This is a genomic window from Croceitalea vernalis (assembly GCF_031846405.1).
Classification (GTDB): Bacteria; Bacteroidota; Bacteroidia; order Flavobacteriales; family Flavobacteriaceae; genus Croceitalea; species Croceitalea vernalis.
Genome location: NZ_JAVRHU010000001.1, coordinates 913,146 through 936,596, shown reverse-complemented (window position 1 = coordinate 936,596; position 23,451 = coordinate 913,146). Strand labels below are relative to the sequence as shown.

Genomic DNA, 23,451 nt, shown 5'->3' with positions numbered 1-23,451 from the left:
AAAGTAGTGAATAAAAAAGAGCTATTCGATATCGCCCAAAATTGGTTCCAAGAACAAGACTGGAAACCCTTTACTTTTCAAAAAGAAAGTTGGACGGCTTTTTTGCAAGGAAAACATGGTTTGCTAAATGCGCCAACCGGAAGCGGAAAAACTTACGCACTTTGGTTTCCTATTGTTTTGAATTACATTAAAAATAATCCTGATTATAGGGCTAAACATAAAAAAGGATTAAAAGCTATTTGGATAACTCCATTACGAGCTTTGTCTCAAGAAATAAAGCAATCGGCCGAGAGAATTACTCAAGACTTAGGTACTCAAATGACCGTGGGTATTAGAACTGGAGATACCTCAATAAAGGAAAGAGCCAGGCAGAAAACTAAAATGCCTGATTTATTAATTACAACTCCTGAAAGTTTACAATTATTATTATCCTCAAAAGGATATAAAAAAGTCTTTCAAGAGTGTTCCGCTATTGTTGTAGATGAATGGCATGAACTGCTAGGAACAAAACGTGGAGTTCAAATGGAACTTGGCTTATCAAGACTAAAAACTATCTCTCCAGATTTACGTATTTGGGGAATATCTGCTACAATTGGCAATTTAGAGCAAGCAAGACAAGTATTACTTGGTCCAGAAACAGAAGCCTACAAAAACTCCGTACTAATAAAAGCAAAGCTCCACAAAAAAAACACGGTTAAGAGTATTATTCCGAAAGAGATGGAAACCTTTCCTTGGCGAGGACATTTGGGATTAAAGCTTTTAGAAGACGTCATACCAATCATTAATAAAAGTAAGACAACACTACTTTTTACGAACACCAGAAGTCAATGTGAAATTTGGTTCCAGAAAATATTAGAAAAGCATCCAGAATATGCTGGTGAGTTTGCCATGCACCACGGTAGTGTAAATAAAGAAACAAGGCTCTGGGTAGAACAGGCGATTCGCAATGAAAGTCTTAAAGCTGTTGTTTGTACTTCAAGTTTAGATTTGGGAGTTGATTTTGCTCCTGTCGAAACCGTAATTCAAATTGGAGGGCCAAAAGGAGTTGCTCGTTTTCTGCAGCGCGCTGGTCGCAGTGGTCATCAACCAGGGAAAGAAAGTGTAATTCATTTTTTACCCACACATGCTATGGAACTTATTGAAGCTTCAGCAATGCAAAAAGCAGTCAAAAATTCCGCTGTCGAAGATAGAATTCCTTATCTCAATAGTTTCGATGTTCTACTACAATACTTAACCACTTTAGCAGTTTCTGATGGATTTTATTCTGAAAAGATATATGAAGAAATCAAAAGCACATTTTGTTATCAAGGCATTTCTAGAGAACAATGGCAATGGTTATTGAACTTTTTGGTGATGGGCAGCCAAAGTTTAAAAACTTATGATGAATATCAAAAAGTTGAAGTGGAAGACGATGGTCTTTTTAAGGTAAATAATCGTGGTATTGCGATGCGACACCGTTTTCAAATAGGAACAATCGTAGGTGATGCTACCATTTCCGTTCGCTATCAAAAAGGAGGATATATTGGTTCAATTGAGGAGTATTTCATTTCGAAGCTATCACCCGGCGATGTGTTCACATTCGCCGGTAGAAATTTAGAATTTATTAGAATAAAAGGCATGCAGGCGCATGTTCGGAATTCCAGCAAACGAACAAATAAAGTACCAAGTTGGATGGGAGGAAGATTGAGTTTTTCTGCTCAGATGTCAGAACTATTAAGACAAGAACTTTACACTGCGGAGTTAGAATTTTCAAAACAATCAAAAGAGATTCAATCATTACTCCCCATGTTCATTAAACAACGGGAAGATAGTATTGTTCCAAAACCTAATGAATTCTTGATAGAAACTTTTAAAACTAGAGACGGCTATCACCATATTTTTTATCCCTTTGAGGGTCGAGGAGTACATGAGGCCATGAGTAGTCTTTTGGCCTACCGCATTAGTTTACTTTCACCTATTACGTGTTCTTTGGCATATAACGATTATGGTTTTGAGCTATTATCAGATAAACCCATTGATATTCAAGAAGTACTAGATAATAACCTATTTACCTCCCAAGACATGCTTACAGATTTACAAAAAAGCTTGAATAGCAATGAAATGGCACGGCGCAAATTCCGAGATATTGCGGTTATTAGCGGCATGGTATTTACCGGCTACCCTGATAAGGGCATTAAAATGAAGCATTTGCAAAGTAGCTCTCAATTACTATTTGATGTTTTTAAAGATTTTGAAGCTGATAACCTACTCTACCAGCAAGCATTTACAGAAACCTTTGAACATCAGTTAGAGGAAGGACGTTTACGAATGGCATTAGAACGTATTGCAGAACAAGAAACAATTTGGCGACCATGCACAAATCCCACACCATTTTCCTTTCCAATAATCACTGATAGGCTTCGCGAAAAACTATCTAACGAAAAACTAGCAGATCGCATTAAAAGGATGACAAAAATATTAACCAAGTAGTATCGTCTTAGATTCAAAAAACATATATTTTTACACTATAGTTTTTATAGTGACCTAATAAACTATAGTTTAAAAATAAGTATTATGTATGTTATAAGAGGAAAAGAATACCCCTGTTGCACTAGCATAACAATGGGTATTATTGGCGGAAAATGGAAGACCGTAATTTTATTCCATCTTATTAATGGGCCTTTACGTTATAATGAACTTAAAAAAGAAATTAAAACAGTTACCGAACGTACCCTAAGTTTGCAATTGAAAAGCTTAGAAGAAGATGGTGTTATTAGAAGAAAAGTCTACACAACCAAACCACCACTAAAGGTCGAATACTCCTTAACCGATTTTGGTAAAACTTTAATTCCGTTACTACAATCTATAGCTGAATGGGGCGATTTTGTTGTAGAAAATCATGCTGATTAATTCCTCTTAATGACCCGATCCATTTCAATACGAAATCAAGAATTTATACTGCACCCTATAGGCGGAATTTTGTGGGTGGAAAAATCGATGCTTTTAATTAGTGATGTACATCTTGGTAAAATCGCCCATTTTAGAAAATTTGGAGCCGCTGTTCCCCAAAAAGCAATACACAAAAACTTTATTTTACTTGATGAGTTAATTAATGATTTTAAACCTTTTCAAGTTTGTTTTTTAGGCGATTTATTTCATTCTTCGCTAAACAAAGAGTGGCATTTTTTCGAGAATTGGGTGAAGAAAACTCCATCAGAAATCATCTTAATTGCCGGAAATCATGATATCATTGCTCCAGAAAAATTTCAAAAAATAGGAATCAAAATTTTTGAAGAATTAGAGATTGATGAATTTCTACTAACTCATCATCCTACTGAACGTGATGATTTTTTCAATTTTTGTGGTCACATACACCCTGCGGTACGACTTCGTGGTTTTGGCAGACAACGTTTAAAATTGTCTTGTTTTTTTAAAAAGAAAAAGCAATTAATACTACCAGCTTTTGGTGAATTTACGGGCACTTATGTATTGGAACCTTCCAAAGAAGATGAAGTTTATGCCATTGTAGAAGATGAGGTAGTAAAGATTTAGTTTTTACTTTCAATAAATCATGTCAGTTTCTGCTTAATTATCAAAAGTTGAATCCAAGCTCCAACTATGAATTAACTTTCCTTTCGTGTTATACAAGAAAAGCGTTTTGCTTTCCACATTCAACTTATAATTTCCACTTACATTAATTTTCTTAACCAAATAATTTCCACATCGTTGAGGTCTATTTATATTTTTAGAACGCATCCAATAAGTACCATTTTTATTAAAATTGACAACAACATTACCATTGCCAAGTTCACACCTTGTTAATTTTGAACTAACACCATTTCCAAAGAAAGAATAAGTACTCCAGCAGCCATCTAAAAAAGATTCATTCAATTCATCTTGACCAAAACAAAAACCCATGAACATGATAAACGCTACAATTGTCAAACAAGATTGTGTCATAAAAATAGAGAGACAATAACTGTACCAATTTATAAATCATTTGTAATTTTAAGAACTTGTAATTCATCAATCGAGACCTAAGGACTAAGGTTGAAAATTTTGAATATTTTCGTTATTTCATTTTTATCAAAATCACCTTTATGAAAAAAAGTTTAGCGCTATTAAATCTAATATCAATTATTCTTGTTATTGGTATTAATTACATCGCCCAGGTTCTTAGATTGAATGATACTACAATCGGTGAAGTTAGTGGTCAATATAATAGCCTCTTTACACCTGCCGGCTATGCTTTCTCAATTTGGGGTTTAATATATCTAGGGCTTTTATGCTACGCAATCTTTCAAATTAGAAGGGCTTTTTTTAGTGCGAAATCGAGCGATTTTATTGCAAAAACGGGATATTGGTTTTTACTTGCCAATGTTCTTAATGCTTCATGGGTTGTAGCTTTTTCTTATAATTACATAGGACTTTCGGTTCTTTTAATGTTAGGAATATTATTCGCTCTAATAAAAATTATACTGAACACCAATATGGAGCGCTGGGATGCACCAATTGCAATTATAGCTTTTGTTTGGTGGCCCATTTGTATTTATAGTGGTTGGATTGCAGTTGCAACCATAGCCAATGTCGCTATTTACCTAACTAAAATTGGATGGAATGGTAGTTTTTTAACTCCAGAAACTGGGACAATAATCATGCTTATAACTGCAACCATTCTCAATCTTCTTATGATTTGGAAGAGAAATATGAGGGAGTTCGCATTAGTTGGTATTTGGGCATTAATTGCAATCTATTTTAAACAAAAACCCGCTTATGCAACTATTGCCAATACTGCTATGATTGGAAGTATTATACTCATAATCAATGTATGTATTCATGCTTTTAAGAACAGAAAAACTAACCCACTCCAAAAACTATTAGAAAGAAGTTCAGAAAGTTAAAAAAGTGGTTGTCCTCTAACCTTAGTGACCTTATATTTGCAGCAAAGTTTTTAGGTTGACAAAAACCGGTATTTTAGAACTTTTTGAACAGTCTCCACAACTACGGAAACTGCGGGATGCCATATCCAACACTATCACTTCGAGCGAAGTCGAGAAGTCTTCAAACCAAAAAATCTCTTTAAAAGGATTAACGGGGTCAGCATTGTCTTTTGCAGTTTCTCATGTATTTAAAGCTAGTGAAAATCCCTTTTTAATCATACTAAATGACAAAGAGGAGGCTGCTTATTATCTTAATGATTTGGAGCAACTGATAGGAGAAACTGATGTGTTGTTTTACCCAGGAAGTTATCGTAGACCATACCAAATAGAAGAGACGGATAATGCTAATGTGCTATTACGAGCAGAGGTTTTAAACCGTATCAATTCAAGAAAAAAACCAGCTATAATTGTCACTTATCCAGATGCACTATTTGAAAAAGTAGTGACTCGAAAAGAATTAGACAAGAACACGCTAAAAATTAAATTAGACGACACCTTATCCTTAGATTTTTTAAATGAGGTGCTTTTTGAGTACCAATTTAAACGTGTTGATTTTGTCACCGAGCCTGGCGAGTTTTCTGTACGTGGTGGTATTGTTGATGTTTTTTCTTTTTCACATGATGAACCCTACCGTATTGAGTTTTTTGGTGATGAAGTAGATAGTATTCGAACTTTTGATGTTGAAACACAATTATCTACAGAAAAAGTAAAAAAGATAACCGTTATTCCAAATGTGGCGAACAAAGCCATTCACGAAAATCGCGAGAGCTTCTTAAAATATATAGCACCTAATACCGTAATCTTTTCAAAGAATTTAGATTTGGTTTATGACCGATTAGATGTCAATTTTAAAAAAGCACATGAGAATTTCGAAAGTTTAAGTGAAACGGTTAAGCGTGGCAAACCAGAGGAACTGTTTTTAAATTCTGAATTATTAAAACAACAATTAGAGGAATTTGTTCTAATTGAATTTAATGCCACAGCAACTCAAAACTTCAATTTCAACACCAAACCTCAACCTTCTTTTAATAAGAAATTTGATTTGCTTATTGAGAATCTTAATGACAATCATAAAGCGGGTTTTACCAATTATATTTTCTGTTCTACAGACCAACAAGCTCAACGTTTTCATGATATTTTTGATGAAGTAGAAACTACGGTTCACTATAAAACCATAGTATTTCCTTTATACCAAGGTTTTCTAGACCATGATTTAAAAATAACCTGTTATACTGACCACCAAATTTTTGAGCGGTATCATAAATTCCAATTGAAAAATGGTTATGCCAAAAAGCAAGCAATTACACTCAAAGAGCTCAATAAACTTGAGATTGGAGATTATGTAACCCATATTGACCATGGTATAGGAAAGTTTGGGGGATTACAAAAAATTGATGTTGAAGGCAAAAAACAAGAAGCCATTAAACTCATGTATGGCGAACGAGATATTCTCTATGTGAGTATTCATTCATTACATAAAATTTCTAAGTTTAATGGTAAAGATGGAGCACCACCTAAAATATACAAATTAGGATCTGGAGCTTGGAAAAAGATAAAAGACAAAACCAAGAGCAGAGTCAAAAAAATCGCTTTTGACCTCATCAAAATTTATGCAAAACGAAGGCTTGAAAAAGGCTTTCAATACGCTCCGGATAGCTACTTACAACACGAATTAGAAGCTTCATTTATTTATGAAGATACTCCAGACCAAGAAAAATCTACGGCTGATGTAAAGAAAGACATGGAGAGTGAACGCCCCATGGATCGGTTAATTTGTGGTGATGTAGGTTTTGGAAAAACTGAGGTAGCCATAAGAGCTGCTTTTAAGGCCGTTGATAATGGAAAACAAGTTGCTATACTTGTACCTACTACAATTTTGGCCTTTCAACACGCGCGTACTTTTAAAGAACGATTAAAAGAAATGCCTGTTGAAGTGGATTACCTCAACCGTTTTAGAACTGCAAAGGAAAAAAGAGAGACTTTAGAAAGACTTTCCGAAGGTAAGGTCGACATCATTATTGGCACACATCAGTTGGTCAATAAAAATGTAAAATTTAAAGATTTAGGCCTACTCATTGTTGATGAAGAACAGAAGTTTGGCGTAGCTGTAAAAGATAAATTAAAGTCTATTAAAGAGAATGTTGATGTGCTCACATTAACTGCAACCCCTATACCAAGAACACTTCAATTTAGTTTGATGGCAGCACGGGATTTATCGGTCATCACAACTCCACCACCCAACCGATATCCTATTGAAAGTCGTGTAATTCGTTTTAATGAAGAAACTATTCGAGATGCCGTTTCATATGAGATTCAGCGGGGAGGACAGGTATTCTTTATTCACAATAGGATAGAGAATATTAAAGAAGTTGCTGGTATGATTCAACGTTTGGTGCCTGATGCCAAAATTGGAATTGGTCACGGCCAAATGGATGGTAAAAAACTAGAAACCCTAATGCTCGCATTTATGAATGGAGAGTTTGACGTTTTAGTTTCTACCACCATTGTAGAAAGCGGATTAGACGTTACTAATGCTAATACTATTTTTATACATAATGCTAATAATTTTGGCCTAAGTGATTTACACCAAATGCGTGGTCGTGTAGGTCGAAGTAATAAAAAAGCCTTTTGTTATTTTATTACACCGCCCCACGAGGTTATGACTTCTGATGCTCGCAAACGTATTGAAGCTTTAGAACAATTTACCGAACTGGGTAGCGGATTTAATATTGCAATGAAAGACCTAGAAATTCGTGGTGCCGGAGATTTATTGGGTGGTGAACAAAGCGGATTTATTAATGAAATTGGTTTTGAAACCTACCAAAAGATTTTGGCAGAGGCAATTGAAGAACTTAAAGAAAATGAGTTCAAAGAACTCTACGAAGAAGTAGAAGGTGAAAAACCAAAAATCTTTGTCAAAGAAACGCAACTCGATACTGATTTTGAACTGCTTTTCCCTGATGATTATATCAACAATATCACAGAAAGACTCAACTTGTACACCCAACTAAATGCTGTAGAAAACGAAGAAGGTCTTCAGAAATTTGAAAAAGAGCTAGTAGATCGTTTTGGGGAGCTTCCTACCCAAGCTGTTGATCTGTTCAACTCTGTACGTATTAAATGGGCCGCCAATGGTATTGGTCTTGAAAAAGTAATCCTAAAGAAAAATAAGTTTATTGGCTACTTCATTGCAGACCAGCAATCTCCTTTTTATCAAACCGCGGCTTTTACCAAAGTATTGCAGTATGTCCAGAGCCACCCAAAACAATGCCAATTAAAAGAGAAACAAACCCGTAATGGATTACGATTGTTATTAGTTTTTGATGGGGTTACCAGTGTGGAAAAAGCATTAGGAGTTCTCGAGCCTTTAATTTTTGTAAATATTCCTAATCTATAAATTTAAAGGGCTCGTCACATTCAAAAGATTTTTTTTCACCATAACAAATGACATCCCTCCAATCTATATTAGCATTTTTGAGTTCAAATTTTAAGGTTTTAATATCTCCTTTAGCAAGGTTAATTGCTGAACGCAAAATACGATACAAGGGTCCACTTTGATTATTCTGAAATGCTTTTAAATGATGTATGGCTTTACTGGCATTATCTACGAAATCAATTTTTGCCTTTTTGTTTATATCATCAGGTAATTCCATTAATAATCAAACTCAAATTTTATTCATTTAGTCGAAATTACAAAAACTAGTACTTTTTGTTCCAAGTAAACCTTGCAACGGAATCTAAAAATCCCAAGCATATAAAGTAGCTCTAATCGCTCCTAAAATAGGTATCAACTGCTGGTCTACTGCATCACCGTATAATGAAGTGTTCAACATTATAATATGACCAATTTTTAGTTCCGGGTCAAAAAACATAAAAGATGATATCCCTGGATCAGAACCTGTATGTCCTAGATATCCTTTTGGCGTATAACCCATAAAAATTCCGGAATTAAACTCATCATCATAACTATTGGCTTTTTTGGGTGATGTTTTTTTAGGCAAGCGTTCATCAAAAATAGTGGTGTAACTTTCTTTTTTTAATAAGGTTCCTTCGCCATAATAACCTTTCATGAGCTCAGTTAAATAGGCAGAAAAATCCATTAAATTAGTTATCAAACCTCCATCAGGGTACGTAACAAGACTATAGTTTGGCAATTCTTGACTCCTGTCATTATATAATTTTGAGTGTTGGTTTTTATCTATAGTATCAAAAGACCAGCCACTACTTTTCATTCGTAAGGGAGTTAAAATGTATTGTTGGGTGAACTCATCATAAGACATTTCTGTTGCTTCTTCCAATACTTGAGCGGCGAGTGTAGCTCCAACATTACTATATTCATATTTAGTGCCTGGTTTCTTTTTTACAAAATTCTTTTTACGGTACCAGATGCCATCCGTTGAAAGAAAATTTTCAAGATAATCTTTCATGGTTACTTTATTATCTAGCGTTTGAAATTCTTCTGATTGTCCTTTTATCGCTTCTGAAGAAAGATCATTTTTGTTTATTAGGTAATACGCTTTTTTATCATAAAGACCTGTATCATTAATCGTACCCGTATGAGTTGCCAAGTGCCAAATAAGGATTGGGTCATTTTTATAAGAGGGATTTATAACTTCAAAATCTAGGTGTTTGTTGATAGGATCATTAAGATTAAGTTTTCCCATTTCTTGGGCTTTTAGCAACGCTACACCTATCAAAGTTTTGGAAACCGAACCTATATTCTGAAGCGTATTTATAGTATAAGGAGTACCACTTTCAACATCAGAAAGACCATATCCTTTTGCGAAGAGTGTGCTGTCTTTAGAAACAATAGCAACACCATAACCTTTTATCAAACCTACTTTGCTTATTTTTTCTAAATCATTATCTAAAAGCTGCAAAGTTTGCTGAATTCCATCTTGAGAAAATAGTGTTGAGCTTGTAATCAATAAAAGTGCTATCCTAATACAAATTCTCATAATACCCGCAGTGTTTTATAAGAGACGCTAATTTGGGGTTTTTGTTACTTATTAATTAGGATTGATTTGGTTTTATATACCCATACTTACCAATATGCTCAGTTTTATAGTAATTATATAATCCAGCAACCGCGGCCGTATCCAAATCCTCTAGTTTTACATCACCGTCGTCCAAAATAGCAGATTCTGGTAAAACTAAATGTTCAATTTTACCTATAATTAGTCGAGTATCATTGCATTTGATGAGCTGTTCTTCTTGAAATGAGAGACCGATTTTGATGTGGCTTTCCGCTACAAATGGCGCATGAAAACCTTCATTGTAAAATTCACCTAGCCCCACCGCATCAAACTCCGACACACCACGTTCATATTTTGCCGAGGTTTGATGGGCTTTCTCGTGGATAGTGGTAGTTATTTGATTTATGGTATAAACCCCAGTTTCTTTTATATTTTCATAGGTATGACGCTCAACAGTAGTTGGGCGCAGAATAAAACCCAAGTAAGGCGGGTTGGCACCTATATGCATGACACTATTAAAAACAGCCAAATTCGTCTGTCCACTTTTTGATTGCGTGCCAATTAAATTTGCAGGTTTAAAGCCCGAAACTTTGTTGATTAAATTGGCCCGATATCTATTCGGTAGTTCCATGATTTCATCAAAAGTAAAAGCCTTAGTCATCTTCAATTAATTAATTTTTAGTTGTCTAAAGTATCAACTTCATAAAGCATTCTTACAAATATTAGCTAACTTTAACAATGTCCACTTTTCAAAAAACACTCGAAAAGCTCAACTTATTATTTCTATCAAAAAAAGCAAAGCAAAAGATTGAGCAAATTATTTTAATTCTTGCGATTGCAAGTTTTATTGTGCATTTGCTTTTTATCTTTTTTGCAGAATTAGTGCCATTCTTAAATCATGATAGCCCACTTTTAGGAAGTCCTATTGCCGCAGTTTATACTCCCTTTTCTTTTATTTTGGTCTATGAAGTCTACCTTTTGGTGTATTACTTACCAAGATCTATCACCACATACGTTAGTAAGCAGTATGAAATAATAAGCTTAATAATAATTAGGCGATTGTTCAAAGATTTAGCAAACTTAAAGTTGAGTAGTGATTGGTTCAGTATTAAAGGCGACCTACAATTTACATATGATATTTTGGCCTCTCTGATTTTATTTTATCTACTATTTTGGTTTTACCGACTTAACCGAAACAGAAAGTCACTTAATGCCAACAATTACATCAAAGACATCCATCTTGGACGTTTTGTCCAATTTAAAAAGACTATCGCAGTAATTCTGGTTCCTCTATTACTTAGTATGGTATTGTTCAGTTTTGGAAATTGGGGCTACCTAGAATTAACTGATACTAGTCATAGTTTAAAAGAACTAGTTAATATCAACAACATTTTTTTTGACGGATTTTTCTCGGTTCTAATCATAGTTGATGTATTGCTTTTGTTGGTTTCCTTTTTCTACACAGATAAATATCACAAAGTCATTCGTAATTCTGGTTTTGTAATTTCAACCATTCTAATACGGCTTTCTTTTTCAGTAGATGGCCTGGTAAATACGATTATGATAGTATTTGCTGTACTATTTGGTTTAGCGATTTTAGCTATTCATAATAAATATGAACTTAATTTTGAAGTTGAAAAAACCAAAAATCAAAACTGACTTTTTACTAGCGAAGCTATTTTATACAAAACCAAAACCTCCAAGATTATTACCGGCATCAAAAGAAAATAAGCCAAAGGCGCTAAAATTACTAACAATAAACAGCCAGCCATAATAATTTCAAGAATTCCTAAAGCAGTTGCTAAACCTCCAACTTGCTTTCTTGATTGTAAAAGAGAAATACCAAAAATGATACCTGTAACACCAAAACCAATAGCCCCCGCTAACAAAATAATATCAATATTCAAATTGGTATTAAAAACTGATGCAATATCAAAAGCGTAATACCCCAACAATACTAAAAACATTAACATCGAAGAAATTTTCATCAAATGATTTTTTAGCACATTACCTGCAATTAAAAAACCATAAAGCACAAGACCATTAAAAACAATTACCAATGCCTTTATAACTACGTGACCCCATTGGCCAAATATGAACAAATTATCATCAATGCGGCCAAAGTCAGTAAAACCTTCAAAAATAGCAGTTATAAAAAATAAAATACCCGCCACCCAGCCTATGGTAAGAAGAGTAAATATAGATTTTGCTTCAGGTGCAGGTATAGAGGCAAGCTGACTTAAATTATTTTCTCTTTGTTCTTGTAAGCTTTCATAGTCATAATCTAAGGCAGATAAAATTGTCTTAACAGTATAACTTCTAGGTGAAACCTCACCATTTTCAATTCGCTGTAGTGTTCTTACATTAATATTACATTGATCAACAAGCTCTTCTTGTGTAAGCCCTTTTTGTTTTCTTAATTCTGAAATCTTTAATCCTAATTGTGGTTGTTGCATGGCTTATAAGTTTTAAATTCTGAAGCAATGTTACGTTCAAGATAAAACAAGCACAAGAATTTTGCTTGGTTTTGACCCGACATTTAGGCGGCATTATAGTAATGTTAGGGGTTCAGAAGATAATCTACTAAATTTCGGATGACCAGTAAAGTCAGAATTGAGGAATCTAAAATCGTTTTTTAAAGAGCATATCACCTTCATTATTATAGTAACGCCAGGTACCTACTTGTTTATCTTTACGAAAACGACCCGTGATTTTCTTTTCTCCATTGGAATAAAATGAAGTATAACGTCCGTGTTTCAATCCATCTTTAAGTTCTACTTCAAAGCGCAATGCACCCGAACTATTAGATTTAGAAAAAGACTTGGCATTTAAATCTGAAGGATAAATGGGTGATAAGTTAAAAATAGCATCAGTAATTGCTATCGTTTTTAAAGGTTGTGATTTTGATGCTTTAAATTGTTCATTAGCCTTTACCTTAGTTATATCTTGATAATTCACAATTAAGGTGCTTTCAAATAAATTATCTTCTGGCGTTAATTGAAACCCAACTTGCGGAAAGCAAATAATAAAGTCCTTGTTTTTGCGCAATTGACCTTTTGTATTACTATCGGCTAACGCATACAGATTATCATAGAGAACAGGAATATTGCTGTATGCAAATAAGCTACTCTCTGCTTCGAACTTTTTATCAAAGGCCAAAAAATCATCAGAGGAAGATAAGGTTTCTTTATCCGTGAAACTATCGATAATACTCTTTAAAGTATTAGGATTATCACTAAATATGACAAAATCATCAATCATGGTAAAATAAGGCTTATCAAATTCTTTGAATCGCTGACCCAACAAAATTTTAAAGAAACCTTTTATGGATAAAAAATTTATCTCATGTTCTTTATAGGTAACAGCTTTAAATTTGACAGGAGTTTTCTTTTTAATTTGTTTCAGTATAAAATCTAGATTGTTCTTCGCTTCAACAATCTCATTTGCTTTTAAAACCAAAGCCAAGTCGTTTTTTCCTTTTGAAATTTCAGATTGTATTTGGAGTAAGGCGATCTCATCAGCTATCCAACTTACAAAGTTTTCTTTGATATCAATTTTTAAGAATTTTTCTACTTTTTCAATACCCGTTTGATAACTCTCAAACTCTTCAGAACTATTTGCTTTTTGAACTGCCTCAAAATTGTTGTAAAATTCTTCAAAACTGTCAAAACCATAACTAAGGTAGAGGGCGGTTCGTTTAGGGGCTATTTGAGGAATCGTTCTTTTCGAGGTACCTGACTTCTGAAGTGCTTCAAGATAATTTTCATTTTCAAAACTGATATTAGTATACCCATTCGCTGTAATTGTGCTATTACCATCTAAATCAAAACTAAATCCAGAAAACAAAAAGTTCTCGCTAACATTCTTAATCCAATCTGTGGGTTTGTTTGAAAATCGATTGTAATAATCATCTAAAAAATCGTACTGCAGGTAGAGGCGAAATAAATCTTCATATCCCACTTTTTGATTGACTTCTAGAAAACTTAAATCTCGCCCTAAGGCAGGTTCTTGATACTGATCTATCGAAGATTCTACCAAGGAATGTGTATAAGACGCTATCAATTGGTTTTTAATAAAGGCCAAATACATGGTTTCTTTACTGCTTCGGTCATACACCTCAACAATTTCTTGGTTGTGATAGTTGCGTTTACTTAAAACATACCCCTCGTTTAAAAGTGTATTCAAATAGGTTTTTAACAAACGTAGTTTTGCTATTCTTTTTAAATCGAGCACATAAAAGATTCCATAATCTTTTTGTGAAATCATGTGAATAGATATGAATAAAGAACGTCCATCAAAAAATTCAAAAAGCTTTCGTCTGTCATTAAATATGGTATCGACTTTTTGAATATTTTCAGTTAGCTCAGCGAAGTAGCCATTGTTCTGCAAATGACTCCATGCTTCACTTTGGCTAATCTGGTTCCAACTTTCTACTGGCTTTTCAGATTCAATGATAAAAACAGCGTCTTCAGGAATTAAGTAAATTGATTGCAAATTAGTCTTTGGGGAAAGCACAAAAATATAGAGTAGGTAAAACAGGTATAAGACTAGAATACCTAATATTGTAAAAAGAATTTTTTTTCTCCTCATGTTAGCACCATTCATCAAAATAACGATAAAAGTGATGCTTTAGTTTGAAAAAACCTTAATTAAAGTGTTTTCAAATCTTTTATAGTCTTAAAAGCTACATCAACTTGATCATCATTTACCAAAATTGTAAACTCATTGGTAGTTGAAATTACCTCATACAATACGATACCCTCCCAAGCTAAACGCTGAAAGATGAAATAATAGATACCCGGTACTGAAACATTCTCTGATGGAAGTTTTACTGTAACGGAAGACAAGTTCTCCGCCTTTTGAGTACAACGCTCACCTACGAATAGATTTTCCACAGTTTGGTCTAAACTGTTACTTACAACAATATTGATTTCATTAACCCCACGGCTGGAAGTATAGAAAATTTCTTGATTTTTATTGACCTCTTCTAGCAATTTTGCTTGATTAGCTAAAATCGTTTCAGAAGACAGAAAAGTATAATCTGATAAGTTAGAGCGAACAGTAATCTCACCAATATTTTTGAGAACCTTTACTATTTTATGAGTAGCGCGAAACTCTAAGTCATCTGAAAGTCGCTTAAGTGCCATCACAATAGCTCCGTTCCGGATATCTTTACCTAATTCTTCCTCTATTTCTGGCTTAACGATACGAGATAGTGAAGTCAAATTTATAATGCCTTGAGCTAAAGCGCTTTGAAGAAAAGGCTTCTTTTTAATATAATTCTCAACAACAGATGAGATGGTCTTCATTTTAATCTATTTTGCGACAAAAATAACTAATTGTTACAAATAAAACAAATAGTTAAAAATAATAAAACGCATCTTTCAAATGTTCTATCTCAAATAGACCCTTTTTTTTAAGGATTGTAATGATATCAAAACGAACCTCCACATTTAAGTCATTAGTGGTTACATATTGATCTGCCGTGGCCACCAAAAGGTTGATTTTTTTTTGATTGACAGTCTCAGCAATGTTTTCTAAAAAATTAGAGCTCCTAGATTTTACTTCGACAATAGCAAGGATTTCTTTTTTCTGGGCAATAATATCAATTTCACCTTTTAAGTATCTATAGTTTTTATACTTAATCTCATAACCCTTGCCTATAAGAAATTCTGCTGCTTTTTGCTCGCCAAGCTTTCCAAATTCGTTGTGTTTTCCCATTAATTATGAAAAATATAAAAATTTATATGCATTTCATCGAAAAATTTGGTAGTTCACCGTCTAAATCGCGTTTAGATTGTAATTTACGACCTCAAATGAACCACACCTACCAAAAGCACATAGTGAACTTTAAAACTATGATACTTTTCAAATCCCAAATTTGCTATGGAATTATTTGTTAATTGTAACACGGGCACGTTGGCTCCGTATACCATTCCTTTGGATGTAGCGAAAGCTGAACATCTATATAGGAGACTTGGTTTCAGTGCCTCCGTAGAAACTGTTAATCAAGCTACTGGTCAATCTGCAACCGCTCTTGTTGATACTTTAATCGCACAAGCTATAGCCGAACCTGTTATCCCTGCACCTGAGTGGTCAGAATGGACGAATGCCAATTACCCTGACGATGATGATTTAGCGCGCCAATTAAGTCGTGCGCAACGAGAAGAGCTAAGTACGGCTTATGGCAACTCTTTGTTAAATAACAATCTTAGAGACCGCATGAGCTTCTTTTGGAGCAATCATTTTGTCACGGAGTATGGTGTTTATGATTGTAATTCCTTTTTATTTGAATACGCGAATTGTTTGCAGCGCAATGCAATTGGTAATTTCAAAACTTTCGTTAGTGAAATAGGTTTAACTAGTGCAATGTTACGTTATTTAGACGGTGCATTTAACAATAGAAATCGACCTAACGAAAACTATGCTCGAGAACTTTATGAGCTTTTTAGCCTCGGAGAAGGGAATGGTTATACAGAGGAGGATATTATTGAAACCGCCCGTGCACTTACAGGCTATGTCAATCGAGGTGATGTTGGTTGTACTAAAATTACTTTTGATCCAGAACGACATGATATTGATGCAAAAACAATTATGGGTCAAACTGGTAATTGGGGTTATGATGATGTAATAGACATCCTTTTTGAACAGCGCGCTGATGAAATTGCATTTTATATATGCCAAAAACTCTACTTCTTTTTTGTGCATCCTGATGCTTCGGCAGATGAAGCACAACCTATAATAAATGGATTAGCGACAACATTTGTTGCCAATGATTTTGAACTAGCTCCAGTCTTAGCTCAATTGTTTAAAAGCGAACATTTTTTTGATGATACGGCAATTGGAGTGATTATTAAAAGTCCTTTTGACTTATATCTAAATTTTCTTAAAGAGAGTAATTTCACCTATGACGATGGAACAGTCATCAATTCAATTGATGCCTCTGGTATGATAGGTCAAACTTTATTCTCGCCAATAGATGTTGCCGGATGGCAACGTGATAGAATGTGGATTAACACCAATTATATTATTGGTCGTTGGTTGACTATGGAGGTTTTTGTAGAACGCTTTTTTACTGCGAATACAGAGCAGTTTAGACAACTTGGTATTACAGCAACAGGTGCTACCGGAGCTTCCGAGAGCGACCCGAACGTTGTAGCAAGAGCTATTATTGATAAGTTTTTACCAAAAGGTTTATTAACTGAACCTGATTACGATAGGGCAATCACTGTTTTTAGAGAGCCTTACGAAGACAACAATATTTATGAAACTGGTAGTTGGAATATGATGTTAGATGACACCCCATCTCAAGTCTACCTTTTATTGTTACATCTTGTTAGAGAACCAGAATTTCAACTCAAATAACCTACTACTATGTGCGACACCCATCATACACACGACAAAGACCCTCACAAGGGCATAGAACACAAAGGTCACGATCAAGAACACAAACAATGGAGCAGAAGATCCTTCTTGCAAGCATTGGGTATTGCTGGTTCTGGATCAATGTTTTTAGGTAGTAATATGCTATCTGCATCAGGGCCATCTCCATTAACTTCGGCTATTGCTGCTGCCGAAACCGACAATATTTTGATATTGATTCGTCTTAATGGTGGTAATGACGGTTTAAGCACTGTTATTCCTATTCAACAGTATGACAGTTATGCTAATCAAAGACCAAATATTTACATTCCTGAAAGTAAAATTCTAAAGTTGACTGATGACTTCGGAATCCCTACTTATATGGATGCACTTGAACCTCTTTGGGGTGAAGGGCAGTTTAAAGCAGCTCACGGCGTGGGATATCAGAACCAAAGTTTGTCCCACTTTACAGGTTCTGATATATATGCAAATACTGATTTAACCTCAACTGGATTCACCGGCCTTAATACTGGTTGGATGGGTAGACACTTTGAGGACCTATATCCAGATTATCTTATTAATCCACCGGAAGCTCCAGCTGCAGTTCAAATTGGTAACATTTCAAATTTGGTTTTTCAAGGTGATGAAACCAATTATGCCTTTGTAACTAATAATATTGATCAGTTAGAAGAAATAGCAGAGACAGGCCAATTTTATGATATCGCCAATGCTCCATTTGATAATTGTATGTACGGTGATCAACTTAGATTTTTAAGAGGTGTCGCTAATACTACTTATGAATATGCAGGCAAAATCAATGAAGCTTATGAGCGAGGTCAAAACCAAGTAGAGTATCAAGACAATGGCTTTGCTAGACAATTGGCTTTATTAGCACGATTGATTAAAGGAAATTTAGGAACGAAAGTATATATGATATCTATGGGTGGTTTTGATACCCATGGTAATCAACCTCAAGCTCATGAACGCTTGATGTCAACATTATCTATCGCTATTAATAATTTCTATGAAGATATTGCTTTTACTGAGCAAGATGATAAGGTTTTAAGTATGACCTTTTCAGAGTTTGGTCGAAGAATTTTTGAAAATGGTTCTAACGGAACCGACCATGGAAAGGCCGCCCCCACCCTTTTCTTTGGTTCAGGTTTAAATGGTAGTGCCTTTGTTGGGGATCACCCTTCACTTGATGCACCAAATGGTCGTGGTAATTTAGAGTATACCATGGACTTTAGAAACCTATATGCAACCGTTCTAGGCGAATGGTTATGTGTACCTATTGATAAGGTTGTAGACCACTTGTATTTTGATTCAAGTGCTCCTTATACTCCTGTAGATTTAGGCTTTAATTGTAGCGGTGTTGATTTTGAAGATATTGCTTACGACGATGAGCCACCAACTTTACCAGATACTCCTCCAAGCGAAGAAGAAGGTGAAGTAGCTAGCGAAGAAATGACATTTGAAGTGGTCCATAAACCCTATTATCCTACAGAAAGAGCACCACATATCTATTTAGAAATGCCTTTTAGTGCACACGTAGATATTCAATTGTTCAATATACTTGGACAAAATGTTGGTACTGTTTTCAATGAGATGATGTTAGAAGGCTCTGCCGAAATTAATATACGAGAACGTGTTAGAGGCAGTCTTTCAACAGGTAAATACATTTACCGTATACAGGTAGGTGACCAAAAAATGAGTAAATCAGTAATGATTATGTAAAAAGTACATTTATTTTCCAGAACCTCCGATAGTGCGACCCCCCACCCCAATTTGGGCTGCATGATTCGGAGGTTTCCTTTTTAAACCATCTTCCACAATCCATATTATCTAAAATAGTCTAAACTTTATTTGGTGTCAATACTCGTAATACATTCACAGCCTTGAAGTATTTCAGTATTTTTGCTTCTTAAATTTGATTTCATGTCTCAAGTATCTCCTTCAAGATATACTATTACTGCTGCATTGCCCTACACTAATGGCCCTATTCACATTGGACATTTAGCCGGAGTTTATGTACCTGCAGATATTTATGCTCGTTATCAAAGATTATTAGGCCAAGATGTTGCCTTTATTTGCGGTAGCGATGAACACGGATTTGCCATACCGATGAAGGCCAAAAAAGAAGGCGTGTCTCCTCAAGATATCATTGATAAATATCATGGTATTATCAAACAGTCCTTTCAAGATTTTGGAATTTCATTTGATAATTACTCGAGAACATCAGCAAAAATTCATCACGAAACAGCTTCAGAGTTTTTTAAAAAATTATATGGCCAAGATGATTTTATTGAAGAAGTAACTGAACAATTATATGATGCTGAAGCTGATCAGTTTTTAGCAGATCGTTTTGTAACAGGAACTTGTCCTAATTGTGGTTTTGAAGCTGCCTACGGCGACCAATGTGAAAATTGCGGTTCTTCACTTAATGCAACAGATTTGATTAATCCAAAATCAACTATATCAGGTGCAGTACCTACGCTAAAAAGTACCAAACATTGGTTTTTACCATTAGACCGGTATGAAGACTTTCTAAAAGAATGGATTATAAAAGGACATGCAAAAGATTGGAAACCTAATGTTTATGGACAATGTAAGTCATGGATTGATGAAGGTTTAAAACCGCGTGCAGTAACTAGAGATTTAGATTGGGGTATTCCTGTTCCAGTTGAAGGTGGCGAAGGCAAAGTACTTTATGTTTGGTTTGATGCCCCCATCGGTTATATATCTTCAACCAAAGAATGGGCAAAAAGGGAAGGAAAAGAATGGGAACCATATTGGAAAGACGAAAGCACCAAAATGCTTCACTTTATTGGTAAAGATAATATTGTTTTTCACTGCATTATTTTTCCAAGCATGCTAAAAGCGCATGGTGATTTTATTCTACCAAAAAATGTACCGGCTAACGAATTTTTGAATTTAGAAGGGAACAAATTATCCACTTCCAAAAATTGGGCGGTATGGCTACATGAGTATTTGTTAGACTTTCCTGATATGCAAGATGTATTGCGTTATACCCTAACAGCGAATGCGCCTGAAACTAAGGATAACGATTTTACCTGGAAAGATTTTCAAGCTCGAAATAATAATGAACTCGTTGCTATTTTCGGAAACTTTATCAATCGAGTCACTGTATTAACCCATAAATATTACGACGGACAGGTACCTTCTGCAAGAGATTTTTCGGAGATTGATTTGAAGACTTTAGAAGCAATGCGTGCCTTTCCTCAAACTTTGACGAATTCTTTAGAGCGGTATCGTTTTAGAGAAGCTAGCCAAGAATTGTTGAATCTTGCACGCCTAGGAAACAAATATTTGGCCGATGAAGAACCTTGGAAAACTATTAAAACTGATGAAAACCGTACTAAAACAGTAATGTATGTAGCTCTTCAAATTGCCACTGCTTTGGCAGTTTTAAGTGAGCCATTTTTACCATCTACTTCTGATAAATTAAAATTAATACTTGCCGTCACATCGAGCGGAGTCGAGATGTCATGGGATAATGTTTCTGAAAAAGAAATTCTGATTCCTTCAGGCCATAAAATCAACAAAAGCGAACTCTTATTTCGTAAAGTGGAAGACAAAGAAATTGATGCGCAACTGGCAAAACTAGAAGCAACCAAAAAAGCTAATGAACAAATGAATAAGGAAGTAGCACCCCAAAAAGACACCATCACATTTGATGATTTTTCAAAACTTGATATGCGTGTTGGCACAATTGTAGAAGCTGAAAAAATGGCTAAAGCCAAAAAACTTTTAGTCTTAAAAGTTGATACTGGTTTAGATACTAGAACTATTGTATCAGGTATTGCTGAAAGCTTTAGCCCTGAAGAAATTGTTGGTAAAAAGGTTACTGTTTTAGTCAATTTAGCGCCAAGAGCTCTGCGAGGTGTTGATAGTGAGGGTATGATTTTAATGACTGAAAATGCCGAAGGAAAATTGGTGTTTGTAAATCCGGATGAAGACAACATAGCAAATGGAGAAGGCATTAATTGATTTATGACCCTAATCCCTTATATCACTCAATACACCCAACTCCCACAAAAAAGCGTTGAAAATACAGTTGCACTTTTAAATCAAGATTGCACCATCCCTTTTATTTCAAGGTATCGGAAGGAGGCAACTGGTAATTTAGATGAAGTTCAAGTAGGCGCCATAGTCCAATATAAAACTCAATTTGAGGCTTTAGAAAAACGAAAAAAAGCTATACTAAAAGCAGTTGATGTACAAGGGCTTTTAACTACAGAGCTTAAAAGCAAATTAGAAAACTGTTCTGATATTGTTAGTCTAGAAGATTTCTATCTGCCCTTCAAAAAAAGTAAAAAAACAAAAGCAGAAACTGCTCGAAAAAATGGATTAGAACCATTCGCTAAGATTATCATGGCCCAACGTTCTGAAGAAATTGAATTTATAGCCTCAAAATATTTAAACGCCACAATTGAAAATGAAGATGATGCCATAGAAGGAGCCTTACATATTATTGCGGAATGGATCAATGAACGAACTGATATTAGAAATCAACTTCGAAAGCAATTAGAGAGGCATGCACTAATTACTACCAAGGCGATTAAATCAAAAAAAGATTCTAATCCACAAGTTGCAAATGAAAAAGCTCAAAAATTTCGAGACTATTTTGATTTTAGTGAGCCCTTAAATCGTTGTCCATCACATCGGTTTTTGGCAATTCAACGTGGCGAAAAAGAAGGATTTATTCGTGTTAAATTAGAGAATGATGATGCAAGAGCAATTCAAAATATTGAAAGGCGTATTATCAAATCAAATAATGCTTCAACTCCTTACCTTGAGCAAGCAATCGCAGACGCTTATAAAAGACTCTTATTCCCTTCTATTTCTAATGAAATACTTAAAAATGCGAAGCTAAAAGCAGATAATGCCGCAATTGAGGTCTTTGCTAAAAACCTAAGGCAATTACTGCTAGGTGCTCCATTAGGTGAGAAAAGAATTTTAGCAATTGACCCTGGATTTAGAACAGGTTGTAAAGTAGTCTGTTTAGATGCTCAAGGGTATTTAAAACATAATGAAACCATATATCCGCATGCGCCACAAAATGATAGCAAAGGTGCCATCAAAAAAATTAGTTCTTTAGTTGATGCTTATAAAATTGAAGCAATTGCCATTGGTAATGGTACGGCATCTAGAGAAACTGAACGTCTCATAAAAAGAATCAGCTTTAAACAACCACCCGAAGTTTATGTGGTAAGCGAGGCTGGAGCTTCAATTTATTCTGCGTCAAAAATTGCGCGTGAAGAATTTCCGAACTATGATGTTACTGTTCGTGGTGCAGTTTCAATAGGGCGTCGTTTAGCCGACCCATTGGCAGAACTAGTAAAAATTGATGCTAAGTCTATTGGTGTCGGGCAATACCAGCATGATGTAGACCAGGTTCAATTAAAAACAGCTCTAGATACCGTTGTAGAAAGTTGTGTAAATTCGGTTGGAGTTAATATCAATACTGCCAGTATTTCGTTACTAAGCTATGTTTCAGGCATTGGTCCAAAACTAGCAGAAAATATAGTCACTTATCGAAATGAAAACGGTGCATTTAGAAGTAGACAAAACATAAAAAAAGTACCTCGTTTAGGTGGAAAAGCTTTTGAACAAGGCGCTGGATTCTTGCGAATAAAAGATGGTGATAATGCCCTCGATGACTCAGCAGTTCACCCTGAACGCTATTCTATTGTCCAAAAAATTGCAAAAGACCATAAACTTTCTTCAAGTGATTTACTAGGCAATCAAGAAGTTTTGCAAAAAATAAACTTGGAAAAATATATTGATACTACAATTGGTCTTCCAACCTTACATGACATCATTGAAGAGCTTAAAAAACCAGGTCTAGACCGTCGAGAAAAAGCTAAAATGTTCACTTTTGATCAAAATATTCGCACTATCGAAGATTTAAAACCTGGTCAACTTTTACCAGGTATTGTCAATAATATTACCAACTTCGGTTGCTTCGTTGATTTAGGAATTAAAGAAAGTGGTCTTATTCACATATCTAATTTAGCAGATGGGTTTGTCAGTGATGTAAATGCCCATGTCAACTTACATCAACAATTGATAGTCAAAGTCCTTGAAATCGACACTAAGAGAAAACGAATTCAATTGAAGCTACACAAAAGCAAGATGAACTAATCAAATACAACTTTAGAATGTTAAGT

General features: G+C 34.8%; 18 protein-coding genes. 10 read left to right on the top strand and 8 right to left on the bottom strand.

Going from position 1 to position 23,451, the window contains the following annotated elements; all coding sequences use genetic code 11:
- Positions 1-6 precede the first annotated feature (6 nt).
- The 3 genes from RM520_RS04255 to pdeM all read left to right on the top strand — a co-directional run bounded on the left by RM520_RS04255 (position 7) and on the right by pdeM (position 3,531).
- Positions 7-2,469: a ligase-associated DNA damage response DEXH box helicase gene (locus RM520_RS04255; protein WP_311387087.1), complete on the top strand. Its 2,463-nt coding sequence runs from the start codon at positions 7-9 to the stop codon at positions 2,467-2,469.
- Positions 2,470-2,553: 84 nt separating this feature from the next.
- The gene (locus tag RM520_RS04250) at positions 2,554-2,889 is read left to right on the top strand and encodes a winged helix-turn-helix transcriptional regulator (RefSeq protein WP_311387086.1); all 336 of its coding nucleotides are present in this window, start codon (positions 2,554-2,556) and stop codon (positions 2,887-2,889) included.
- 9 nt (positions 2,890-2,898) lie between these two features.
- A complete protein-coding gene (pdeM, locus tag RM520_RS04245) occupies positions 2,899-3,531 on the top strand; it encodes a ligase-associated DNA damage response endonuclease PdeM (RefSeq protein ID WP_311387085.1) in 633 nt (210 codons plus the stop codon).
- A 33-nt stretch (positions 3,532-3,564) separates the two neighbouring features.
- Here the strand turns inward: pdeM and RM520_RS04240 are convergent, their stop codons facing one another.
- Complete coding sequence (locus RM520_RS04240; RefSeq protein WP_311387084.1) at positions 3,565-3,939, bottom strand: hypothetical protein; 375 nt, start codon at positions 3,937-3,939, stop codon at positions 3,565-3,567.
- A gap of 140 nt (positions 3,940-4,079) precedes the next feature.
- Here RM520_RS04240 and RM520_RS04235 point away from each other — a divergent pair, with 140 nt between their 5' ends.
- Both RM520_RS04235 and mfd read left to right on the top strand, forming a co-directional pair.
- Positions 4,080-4,880, top strand: a complete 801-nt coding sequence (locus RM520_RS04235) for a TspO-related membrane protein (protein WP_311387083.1) — start codon at positions 4,080-4,082, stop codon at positions 4,878-4,880.
- 55 nt (positions 4,881-4,935) lie between these two features.
- Positions 4,936-8,316, top strand: a complete 3,381-nt coding sequence (mfd, locus tag RM520_RS04230) for a transcription-repair coupling factor (RefSeq protein ID WP_311387082.1) — start codon at positions 4,936-4,938, stop codon at positions 8,314-8,316.
- On the opposite strand, the gene RM520_RS04225 is transcribed toward mfd, so the two are convergent.
- The 3 genes from RM520_RS04225 to RM520_RS04215 all read right to left on the bottom strand — a co-directional run bounded on the left by RM520_RS04225 (position 8,306) and on the right by RM520_RS04215 (position 10,556).
- The gene (locus RM520_RS04225) at positions 8,306-8,572 is read right to left on the bottom strand and encodes a hypothetical protein (protein ID WP_311387081.1); all 267 of its coding nucleotides are present in this window, start codon (positions 8,570-8,572) and stop codon (positions 8,306-8,308) included. The two genes, mfd and RM520_RS04225, sit on opposite strands and share 11 nt — an antisense overlap.
- 84 nt (positions 8,573-8,656) lie before the next feature.
- A complete protein-coding gene (locus RM520_RS04220; protein ID WP_311387080.1) occupies positions 8,657-9,877 on the bottom strand; it encodes a serine hydrolase domain-containing protein in 1,221 nt (406 codons plus the stop codon).
- A 55-nt stretch (positions 9,878-9,932) separates the two neighbouring features.
- Positions 9,933-10,556, bottom strand: coding sequence for a flavin reductase family protein (locus RM520_RS04215; protein WP_311387079.1), 624 nt, complete (start codon positions 10,554-10,556; stop codon positions 9,933-9,935).
- A gap of 77 nt (positions 10,557-10,633) precedes the next feature.
- Between RM520_RS04215 and RM520_RS04210 the strand changes: the two genes are divergently transcribed.
- Positions 10,634-11,554: a hypothetical protein gene (locus tag RM520_RS04210; protein WP_311387078.1), complete on the top strand. Its 921-nt coding sequence runs from the start codon at positions 10,634-10,636 to the stop codon at positions 11,552-11,554.
- Here the strand turns inward: RM520_RS04210 and RM520_RS04205 are convergent.
- From RM520_RS04205 to RM520_RS04190, 4 genes are all read right to left on the bottom strand, one after another.
- The gene (locus RM520_RS04205) at positions 11,545-12,351 is read right to left on the bottom strand and encodes a helix-turn-helix domain-containing protein (protein WP_311387077.1); all 807 of its coding nucleotides are present in this window, start codon (positions 12,349-12,351) and stop codon (positions 11,545-11,547) included. The two genes, RM520_RS04210 and RM520_RS04205, sit on opposite strands and share 10 nt — an antisense overlap.
- 166 nt (positions 12,352-12,517) lie before the next feature.
- Complete coding sequence (locus RM520_RS04200; protein ID WP_311387076.1) at positions 12,518-14,389, bottom strand: DUF3352 domain-containing protein; 1,872 nt, start codon at positions 14,387-14,389, stop codon at positions 12,518-12,520.
- 155 nt (positions 14,390-14,544) lie between these two features.
- Positions 14,545-15,204, bottom strand: a complete 660-nt coding sequence (locus tag RM520_RS04195; protein WP_311387075.1) for an aspartate kinase — start codon at positions 15,202-15,204, stop codon at positions 14,545-14,547.
- A 52-nt stretch (positions 15,205-15,256) separates the two neighbouring features.
- A complete protein-coding gene (locus tag RM520_RS04190; RefSeq protein ID WP_311387074.1) occupies positions 15,257-15,616 on the bottom strand; it encodes a YraN family protein in 360 nt (119 codons plus the stop codon).
- A 165-nt stretch (positions 15,617-15,781) separates the two neighbouring features.
- Here RM520_RS04190 and RM520_RS04185 point away from each other — a divergent pair, with 165 nt between their 5' ends.
- The 4 genes from RM520_RS04185 (at position 15,782) to RM520_RS04170 (ending at position 23,425) form a co-directional block, all read left to right on the top strand.
- Positions 15,782-17,260: a DUF1800 domain-containing protein gene (locus RM520_RS04185; RefSeq protein ID WP_311387073.1), complete on the top strand. Its 1,479-nt coding sequence runs from the start codon at positions 15,782-15,784 to the stop codon at positions 17,258-17,260.
- A gap of 9 nt (positions 17,261-17,269) precedes the next feature.
- Complete coding sequence (locus RM520_RS04180) at positions 17,270-18,994, top strand: DUF1501 domain-containing protein (protein WP_311384453.1); 1,725 nt, start codon at positions 17,270-17,272, stop codon at positions 18,992-18,994.
- Positions 18,995-19,195: 201 nt separating this feature from the next.
- Positions 19,196-21,268 (top strand): methionine--tRNA ligase, encoded by a 2,073-nt coding sequence (metG, locus tag RM520_RS04175; RefSeq protein ID WP_311387072.1) that lies wholly within the window; start codon positions 19,196-19,198, stop codon positions 21,266-21,268.
- Positions 21,269-21,271: 3 nt separating this feature from the next.
- Complete coding sequence (locus tag RM520_RS04170) at positions 21,272-23,425, top strand: Tex family protein (RefSeq protein ID WP_311387071.1); 2,154 nt, start codon at positions 21,272-21,274, stop codon at positions 23,423-23,425.
- Positions 23,426-23,451: the final 26 nt, after the last annotated feature.

Coding starts and splice junctions, on each gene's coding strand:
- metG (WP_311387072.1), top strand. CDS start 19,196: ATGTCTCAAGTATCTCCTTCAAGATATACTATTACTGCTGCATTGCCC.
- RM520_RS04170 (WP_311387071.1), top strand. CDS start 21,272: ATGACCCTAATCCCTTATATCACTCAATACACCCAACTCCCACAAAAA.
- RM520_RS04235 (WP_311387083.1), top strand. CDS start 4,080: ATGAAAAAAAGTTTAGCGCTATTAAATCTAATATCAATTATTCTTGTT.
- RM520_RS04180 (WP_311384453.1), top strand. CDS start 17,270: ATGTGCGACACCCATCATACACACGACAAAGACCCTCACAAGGGCATA.
- RM520_RS04185 (WP_311387073.1), top strand. CDS start 15,782: ATGGAATTATTTGTTAATTGTAACACGGGCACGTTGGCTCCGTATACC.
- RM520_RS04205 (WP_311387077.1), bottom strand. CDS start 12,351: ATGCAACAACCACAATTAGGATTAAAGATTTCAGAATTAAGAAAACAA.
- RM520_RS04225 (WP_311387081.1), bottom strand. CDS start 8,572: ATGGAATTACCTGATGATATAAACAAAAAGGCAAAAATTGATTTCGTA.
- RM520_RS04190 (WP_311387074.1), bottom strand. CDS start 15,616: ATGGGAAAACACAACGAATTTGGAAAGCTTGGCGAGCAAAAAGCAGCA.
- pdeM (WP_311387085.1), top strand. CDS start 2,899: ATGACCCGATCCATTTCAATACGAAATCAAGAATTTATACTGCACCCT.
- RM520_RS04210 (WP_311387078.1), top strand. CDS start 10,634: ATGTCCACTTTTCAAAAAACACTCGAAAAGCTCAACTTATTATTTCTA.
- RM520_RS04250 (WP_311387086.1), top strand. CDS start 2,554: ATGTATGTTATAAGAGGAAAAGAATACCCCTGTTGCACTAGCATAACA.
- RM520_RS04195 (WP_311387075.1), bottom strand. CDS start 15,204: ATGAAGACCATCTCATCTGTTGTTGAGAATTATATTAAAAAGAAGCCT.
- RM520_RS04220 (WP_311387080.1), bottom strand. CDS start 9,877: ATGAGAATTTGTATTAGGATAGCACTTTTATTGATTACAAGCTCAACA.
- RM520_RS04240 (WP_311387084.1), bottom strand. CDS start 3,939: ATGACACAATCTTGTTTGACAATTGTAGCGTTTATCATGTTCATGGGT.
- RM520_RS04215 (WP_311387079.1), bottom strand. CDS start 10,556: ATGACTAAGGCTTTTACTTTTGATGAAATCATGGAACTACCGAATAGA.